Genomic DNA, 8,114 nt, shown 5'->3' with positions numbered 1-8,114 from the left:
GGGAGTTTGTTTTGATAATATTTAAATATTATTTTTAAGTTTTATTTAAATAGAATAATCAAATTAATATTTGGAGTATGAAAAATGCTTGATAATTTTACAATCTTACAATCGTTTTAAATATGCAAAAAGCAATGGCGGGGTTGTAGCTATTTTTGTTCTAACAATTAATTCAAGATTGTATTAAAAGATTATACACAGAATCCTCATTCGCATATAATGATGGATTTGCAAAATTACTTGTTAATCTAAGTTCTCAAGCTGTGCAGGATTTAGTAAGATTTTTGGCGAATTTTCCCGACAAAAAGATTCTAAGCTTTAAAGAATTTTGCGAAATTAAAGTATATAAGGCTTATAAATCTCTTGTGGTAATTTCAAGACAAAAAAGAGTTTATCAAAGCTAAAGACGAGTTAATAAATTTTGGGATTAATGTTTATGACAGAAATGTTCCTTTTGAGGAATACGATGATGAAGTGTTGGCAAACAGATATAAAGACGAAAATGACTTAATATTCGCCTATGAAAACAACAATAAAGTTAAACGTTTCATCAAGAAAAATGACCCTATGAATAAACTTGATGTCAAAAATAATAAATTCATTAACAATGCAAAAAATCAAGCTTATTTGATGATATTTAAAATTAAATAATTTATCCATTGAAATTGGTATGCAAAAACAGAAAATGTAGTTTATCAAAAACAAAAGGTAATTTAAGCGCATATTGCTATAATTTTCCCATAAAGATTAACCAAAGGAAACAAAAAGCCAAAGGAGAAAAATGCTTCCTCAACCTATATTTTTAAATAGGCTTATGCAATTTTTTTCTGATGAGAAATTGGATGCAAATAATATTAAAAAGGGCATAGACAATATTTTTTCTAAAGAAGATTTTCACTCTATATTAGAGTTGAATATTCAAATTATGGGTATAGCAAAATTGATTGTCAAAAGCGATGATGAGTTAAATGCTTTACTGCCTCAAACGAATGATAAAAAAATAAAATATTCTTTTAAAAAGCTAGAATTAGAAAAAGAAATAGATATAGATTTGAGTATGTTAAAGGATTTTGACAATACAAAATTATTAGATATTATCAAACAGGAATATCAAGGGAATATTGTTAAGGAACTAAGCATTAGTTCTTTAAAGGAAGAAGCAAAAATACTTTTTATTATTAACAAAATTCCAAAATTTTTAAAATTAGTTTATAAAAAGTGTAACTTTAAAGATTACGGCTTGGCAAACTATTTGGAATTTGATGAAATTTGGGATTATTCTGAAAATAATATAAGATATTTTGCCGTCTTAACGCCTATTGGAGCAAATAAAGTAAAGCTTTGCCCAAAAAATATACAAGATAAAGAAGATGAAATTAATATTTTGCAAATAGAATTGGACAAAGTTCAGTAGTTTCCTAAAATTTTATAAGCCATTCTAGTGATAAGACAAATGGAGTTAGAAGTTTTTACTTATATTTCTTGGGTAGATTTCAAGTGTGGCAAGTTGTGATAAAAGCAATAATTTATATTTCTAAAGTTTCTCTATATTTAAGCTAAAGATTTTTTGGATAATAACTTCATAATTATCTTTAAAATTGCATATAAAACCCTATTTTCTATACTTTTCTAATGCTTTAATGGTTAAATTTTCAAATAAATGCTTTTCTTCTTTTACATTGCTTTGTATCGCGATTTTAAGATATTTGACAAACATATCTTCTTCCATTTCCTCAAATATCGGACTATAAAGCTCTTTGCTGATTAAGCTTAACACTAAAAGATTAATAAGTTTAGTAGATTTAATAAGAGGAACTTGCCCGATAATTCCCTCTAAGTCTTTTAGGGTCAAGTCCTCATAAACATCATTGAATTTACTATTTTTTTGATTAGATTGAATTTCCTTAAAGCCTTTATCAAGCAGTTTTAAAATATTGTTATAATCAAAGGCGGTTGTATTGACATTAGGCATTTGTTTTAAAAAGCTATCATCAAATTTCTTTTCTAAAAAATCGTATGTATTTTTGGAATCAATTAACTCTTTGATGTTTTCTTTTTCGTTAAAATTAACACTTATCTGTCCTTTTGGTCTTATGGGTTTCTCTTCCTCTTGAGGTTGCTTTTGCAGGTCTTTAAGTATATTGCTTTTCTTAAGCATATCCTCATTAACACTTTTTGGATCTACAAAGCGCAATACAATATCACCTATTTTAACGGTATCATTTAAATTGATAATCGTTCCATATCCCCCCTCCATACTAGAAAACGCATTGTTGTAATGAACAATGCAGTTTTCAACCGGTGTTAATGCAAAACATCCCTCTTCGAAAGTTATTTGAATGTGTTTATCCTGAATTTTGTTTTGTGTATCTTGTAGGCAAAAAGCATTATCAAAGCTGCTTCCAATAAAGCCCCCTTCTTCGTTGAAAATATGTGCATACTTCTTGCTTTCACAATCTTGTGTGTTTTCAACAATCACGCCAATTTCTTCTTTTTCCATTTTACTCTCCACCTATAATATTTTCTACAATTTTAAAATCCTCTAAAAGCCGCATAATAGCAATAATATCTTTTTCGCTATCTACCAATTCAAAATCAAAATACAATTTTTCATTATTGTTGAAATTTAAAGTATATTTGCCATTGTTTTCTGCTTTTTTAATAAATTTATACCACGCCCATTCGCCTTTATAGGAATTTTCATAGCTTACCTGATATGAGCCATAATTATAAGCACTAAGATTCAAAATGGTGGCGGGTGTGAATTGATCTGCTATGATATTAAGCTGTGTTTTTAAAGTATGATCATATACTATGGGATGATTCAAATAAGAAATATCAATATGTGAAAAGTCCGCACTCAAATCAAGTGCCTTGATGGTAAAATGCACCTTTACATTATCATTTTGACTTAAGATTAGATTGGATAGATTGGCAGTTTTTGTAATAAAGTTTAAAAAATTTCCAGAAAAATTTAATTTGGTTTTGTATTGCGGATTAATAGAATATATATTTTTCCTTTTTACTAAAATATCGTTGAGATATTTTTTGTAGAAACTATTGATTATTCCATTTCTTCCAAAGAAATTCTTAAAGGTATCTATACTAAGGTCTTCCATACTGTCCTGATTAAAAGGATAAAAAGGGGCAATATCATTTATAAAAGGCGTATATACTTCATTTTTCCACGCAGCATTAAAGAGTGCGATTCCATTGTTTTCTATAAAATTCCAAGAATAAGCAGAAAGCATTTCATAGTATTGCCTTAGTTCAAAAGGCATTTGTTTAATATCGTCATTAAAAGCAGCAAATGGATCATCTGCTTCTTTTAAGTTTCCAAGAGCGTAAGAGATTCTATCTTCTACATTCAAATTACTATTTGTAGTAAAGTTTACAATTTTATTTTTAACATCTGCAATATCTTTGCCTAAAATCTCCATTATGTTTTCATTATCAAATTTCAAACCCACGGCAGAAGCCCCACTTTTTAATAAAGAATCTTCATTAGCGATTCTATGATAAGCGGCAAAAGCATTTGTGATATTTGTAAAATTAGCCTTAATTTCACCAGCATTCAAACCTAGCTTATATGCCTCACTCAACAAAAAAGCGTCATTAATATCTGTATTTTTGCTAACAATACTGATTAAAGACTGAATCGGATTTTCCTTTTTTGCTAAAATATCAAGTTGATTAAGCATTGCTTCTTTGCTTTTATAATTTTGTGGTTTTAAAGAAGCAAGTAGCTCTTGCCATTTGGTTTGATACTCATTGAGATACAGCTTTAATATACCCAAGATAAGGGTGTTTTTATTTTCAAGTGGTGTTGTATCGTTATTTAACATCCAAGATTCTATGTTAATAGAGTGATCTACTTCTGCATTAAGATTATTTAAAAAAGTTACCATTCCTTCTTTGGTATAAATTTTATCTATAATAAATTGCTCTTTATTGTTTGCAAATACGCTATTTTGAGCATATCCAAGATATTGAGAAATGAAATATTTTTCTTTTACTTGATGACTTTTTAAGAAATCTAGTAAAATATAAATTCTTTGTGTTTGGTTGGTGTTTTGAAGTTTTTCAAAGCTTGCAGTAATGCTTCTTTCATCTATGCTAAAGGTGTTGAAATTTGTATTTTTAAAACTATCAACTCCATTTAAGAAATTTTCTTGTGAAATTTGATATTTTTGCAAATAGCTCCAGTTTTCATTAATCCATTTTTTCAATAATTGCGTATTGAGATATTCTGTTTCAAATAAAGATTTATACATATACAATGTTTTAAGGATATTATCATTCTTGGTATCTGTTCGCAATATATTTTCCATTTCTTTAATAAGGGTATTTTTTAGCACATCTTCATTAATGGCATAATAGAAGTCATTTGCTTGTTTAAAAGCCCTATAGGATAGGTTTAAAGTTGGATATTCCATTAAGCTTGGTTTATTGTTGAGTTCTGGATAAGAGGATAAAATATTTCTTAGTTGTATTAGAAGGATTGCTTTTTGCTCTATGCTCATTGTATCGTATTTTAAATCAGTCAATAGCATTTCCAAAGAATTTAAAACAATATCACTTTTTTCCCTTTCCAAATTGTTTTTGCTAATAAAATAATAAGAAAATGAATAAGTAATAAGACATATCATCACAACAAGACTGAGCAAAGTTACTCTTTTAAAAGCACTTTTTATTCTACTTAAAGAATAGTCTTTGAAAATCACCTTTTCAAGGAGAGTTTTTACGAAATAACTTTGATGGTTGTAGATAGGAGTTACTTTTCCTAATGCTTTTTTGATGCTATATTTTGCGCATATCGTATCAAGAATATAGTTTCTTGGTATATTTTCTTGATATGCACTTACAAAATAAACCCCACGCAAATAAGAGCTATTTTTTTGTGCATTTTCATTTTGTAGTTCAATGAGAAATTCGCCCACCAATGCAAATAAATTATCCATCTGCTTTAAGAACCAATAGGCTTTATTTTTATCTTCAAGAGAATGTAAGTGAGTATTTTTGTTCATAAAATTAAAGAGGAGAGAATCGCTAATATCCTTAAAGCCTTTATTCAATTCATCAAGTCTCAATTTATCCTTAAAAGATATTCCAAAAGTTTTATTGACAACTTTTTCGTTGTAAATTTCAAAAAATTCTTTCATGCCCTCAATTAAATCTATTTTGGAAAACACTATATAAATAGGCAATTTTAAGTTTAAAGTTCTTTCGCACTCATAAACCCGCTTTGTCAAGTGCCGCATAAGATTGTAAGAATATTCTTTTGGGCTGTTGATAAAATTGAGAGTGTCTATTATCAAGATGATTCCATTTAGTTTGCTGTGGAAGAAATTTTTATTTAAAAAACCTAAAAAGTTTTTCCAAATGCTCTTTTTTAAAATATAGTCTTTGTTTTTATCCAAATCATCTTCAGGCATTTCATCACTGCTTTCTGGCTTAAAAAAGTCTTCTTGGGAGAAATAATTGCCCTCTGTATCTAAGATTGCACCTTGTTTTGAAATATATAGAGCGAAGTTTTGTGTTGATTGGTGCAATTTTTTGTAGGATTGAAGGCTATCACTCAAAGGACATTCAATATTAGAATAGTTAATAAAGGTGCTTTTTCCTGCAGATTCGTTGCCTATAATAATAACTAAGGGCATATTTTTTATCTTAACTTCTTTTTTCCATGTATCCTTAGCATCTTTTAGGGAAATGAAAAAATTTCTTTTTGCTCTATATAGAAATTTATCTGCTTCTTTTTGTAGCATCCTTAACTTCATTCTTTTTTCACTTTTTAATGAAATAAAGAAGTTGATGATTGGTTTTAGCAGAAAGAATAAAAAGATACAAACCCAAATAATAAAAATAATGCCAAATCTTAAATAAGGGCTACTAAAAATATAAATATCGTTGAAAGCAATTAAAGAACCCCACAACCAAAATGCAAGACTTACAATAAAGAGTATGCTTAATAGCAAAATATATAAAAATAGTTTTGACTTCATAAAATGAATTATTCCACTAAACATAACGATTAAATATCCTCCATAAATTTTAATCACTAAAAATATTTTGAACTCTTTTATTATCTTATTCTAAAAAAATTAAAAAAATGCTAATATTCATAATTCTAATATTTAAAAAGGAGATTTATATGGCACAACCAGCCTATATCAAAATTGAAGGTTCAACACAAGGATTAATTTCAAGTGGAGCTACTACAGAAGCAAGTATTGGTAATCGTTATCAAACAGGGCACGAAGATGAAATTATGGCACAAGAAGTCTCTCATGTCGTAACAGTTCCAGTAGATCAACAAAGCGGACAACCATCAGGTCAAAGAGTGCATAAACCTTTCGCCTTTACTTGCTCTTTAAATAAGGCAGTTCCATTACTTTATAATGCTCTCACTAAAGGAGAGAGATTAACAAATGTCGAAGTGCATTGGTTTAGAACTTCAACGAGTGGGGATTCTGAACATTTCTTCACTACAAAGCTAGAAGACGCAATTATCACAGATATTGAATTGATTATGCCCAACGCTCAAGATAAAGTGAATCACGATAAAACAGAGCTTTTTAAAGTCTCACTAAATTATAGAAAAGTTATTTGGGAACATGTTGTAGCAGGAACAAGCGGAAGTGATGATTGGAGAGGAAATAACGCCTAAGTCCATTAAAGATAACCCTTTTATTTTATTGCTTGCAAATTATAAAAGGGTTTTTCTGTTACATTAGGAAACATAAAACAATGAAGATGGATTAGCGGACGGCGAATGCAGAATAACGAGTGGGAGACCAAACGGGGCATTAAAAGCTTTTATGACACTTTGAAAGATTTTAAATGATAGAAAGACACACCGCCAACCAGCTCCATTTTTATTTTTTTTCTATACAATCTTTTAGTGATGAAATCCTATAAACCCTTAACTTATAATAGATTTAGGGCTTATTTAAGAGTTAAGCTTAAAAACAAACACTTTAGTAAAAAGAGACTTATCTTTGCTATTTTGTTTTACTTTCTCTGTTCTCTCACTATCTTTTTACTTCCCTTAGATATTTTAACTAAGTATCCCTATCTAAAATACTTCACAGACTTTATGGATTTTATCCCCGCTATTAAACTAATGGAGAGTAAAACCTTTGCTCCTGAACTTTGTAAGTTTTATGCTTCGTATATGTTTGTGGTGGGTGTGGGAGTGCTTGCAGTAATTCTTAGAGATTTTTTTGTATATTGTGCAAATGGTATGTTGCGACCTTATTCACAAAAAGGTGTAGAGACTCTTGGGGGTGTGGGGAAAATGGTAAAACACCCTATCAAGTATAGTATCATAATGGTTGGTGCGTATGCCTTGATGTTGTCTGTTACCTATGGCTTTCTTAATGGCGGAATGATTGGTTATACTAGGAGAGGGCATTGGGATACTTATTTTATAGATGATTACTTTGAGATGATTTTTTATATTGATTATTGGCAAAGTGCAATAATATTATTTTGCCCATTGCTAAGTATTGGTTTTTTGGTAACTATAATAGACACCATATTTTACAGGCGATTTTTTACCAAAATAGGAGCAAACAATGAGCGATAACAATGAAACCAAAAATAATTATAAAGAGTTTGGAGATAAGGTTAAAAGCACCATAGGAGCAGTAGGTGCAGGTTTAGAAGCTACTGCTAAAGAGGTTTCTAAGAATCTTGACATTTCAAATTTGGGTAAGACTACTATTAAATTAGCTCCAAAGCCAATTAGTGTGATAAATGATGTTGATTCCATAGCTAAAGCACAAGGAGAAAAAGAGGTTTTTACAGAAGTCTATAAAATAGCTGTAGGCAATATTGGTGCAGCAGCTGGTGGAACTATATTGGGCGCAGGTTGTGCTGTTGTTCCTTTTTTATCTCCCTACTCATACATTTGTGTTGGATTTGGCGCGGGATTTGGTAATTGGATTGGCGGTAATTGGATTGGCAAATCCACAGCAGATGAAGTTTATAATTTTTATCAAAACACCAAACAAGTAACGAGTAGCTTTGCAATTGACCTTTATGTAGCTTATGAAAGTTTGCCAACATTTACTTCTAAACCTTACCCAAAAAGAAGTTCTGAAGATGTG

General features: G+C 29.6%; 7 protein-coding genes. 5 read left to right on the top strand and 2 right to left on the bottom strand.

The features are described from left to right. The first annotated feature begins 474 nt into the window (after nt 1–474). Both HDT10_RS07990 and HDT10_RS07985 read left to right on the top strand, forming a co-directional pair. Nucleotides 475–651, top strand: a complete 177-nt coding sequence (locus HDT10_RS07990) for a hypothetical protein (protein WP_290882050.1) — start codon at nt 475–477, stop codon at nt 649–651. 130 nt (nt 652–781) lie between these two features. After that, nucleotides 782–1,414, top strand: coding sequence for a hypothetical protein (locus HDT10_RS07985; protein ID WP_290882048.1), 633 nt, complete (start codon nt 782–784; stop codon nt 1,412–1,414). 198 nt (nt 1,415–1,612) lie between these two features. Here the strand turns inward: HDT10_RS07985 and HDT10_RS07980 are convergent, their stop codons facing one another. Together HDT10_RS07980 and tssM are read right to left on the bottom strand one after the other, a co-directional pair. Next, a complete protein-coding gene (locus HDT10_RS07980) occupies nt 1,613–2,500 on the bottom strand; it encodes a hypothetical protein (RefSeq protein ID WP_290882045.1) in 888 nt (295 codons plus the stop codon). 1 nt (nt 2,501) lies between these two features. Then, nucleotides 2,502–6,005, bottom strand: a complete 3,504-nt coding sequence (tssM, locus tag HDT10_RS07975; RefSeq protein WP_290882052.1) for a type VI secretion system membrane subunit TssM — start codon at nt 6,003–6,005, stop codon at nt 2,502–2,504. Nucleotides 6,006–6,154: 149 nt separating this feature from the next. Between tssM and HDT10_RS07970 the strand changes: the two genes are divergently transcribed. From HDT10_RS07970 to HDT10_RS07960, 3 genes are all read left to right on the top strand, one after another. Further along, nucleotides 6,155–6,670 (top strand): Hcp family type VI secretion system effector, encoded by a 516-nt coding sequence (locus HDT10_RS07970; RefSeq protein WP_290882041.1) that lies wholly within the window; start codon nt 6,155–6,157, stop codon nt 6,668–6,670. 237 nt (nt 6,671–6,907) lie between these two features. Beyond that, a complete protein-coding gene (locus HDT10_RS07965; RefSeq protein ID WP_290882040.1) occupies nt 6,908–7,591 on the top strand; it encodes a hypothetical protein in 684 nt (227 codons plus the stop codon). Then, on the top strand, nt 7,581–8,114 hold a 534-nt coding region (locus HDT10_RS07960), incomplete at its 3' end, for a hypothetical protein (protein WP_290882038.1). The genes HDT10_RS07965 and HDT10_RS07960, both read left to right, overlap by 11 nt.

The organism is Helicobacter sp. (assembly GCF_014799995.1).
Taxonomy (GTDB): Bacteria; Campylobacterota; Campylobacteria; order Campylobacterales; family Helicobacteraceae; genus Helicobacter_D.
The sequence above is the reverse complement of the archived record's forward strand: the minus strand, read 5'-3'. Positions and strand labels throughout refer to the sequence as shown.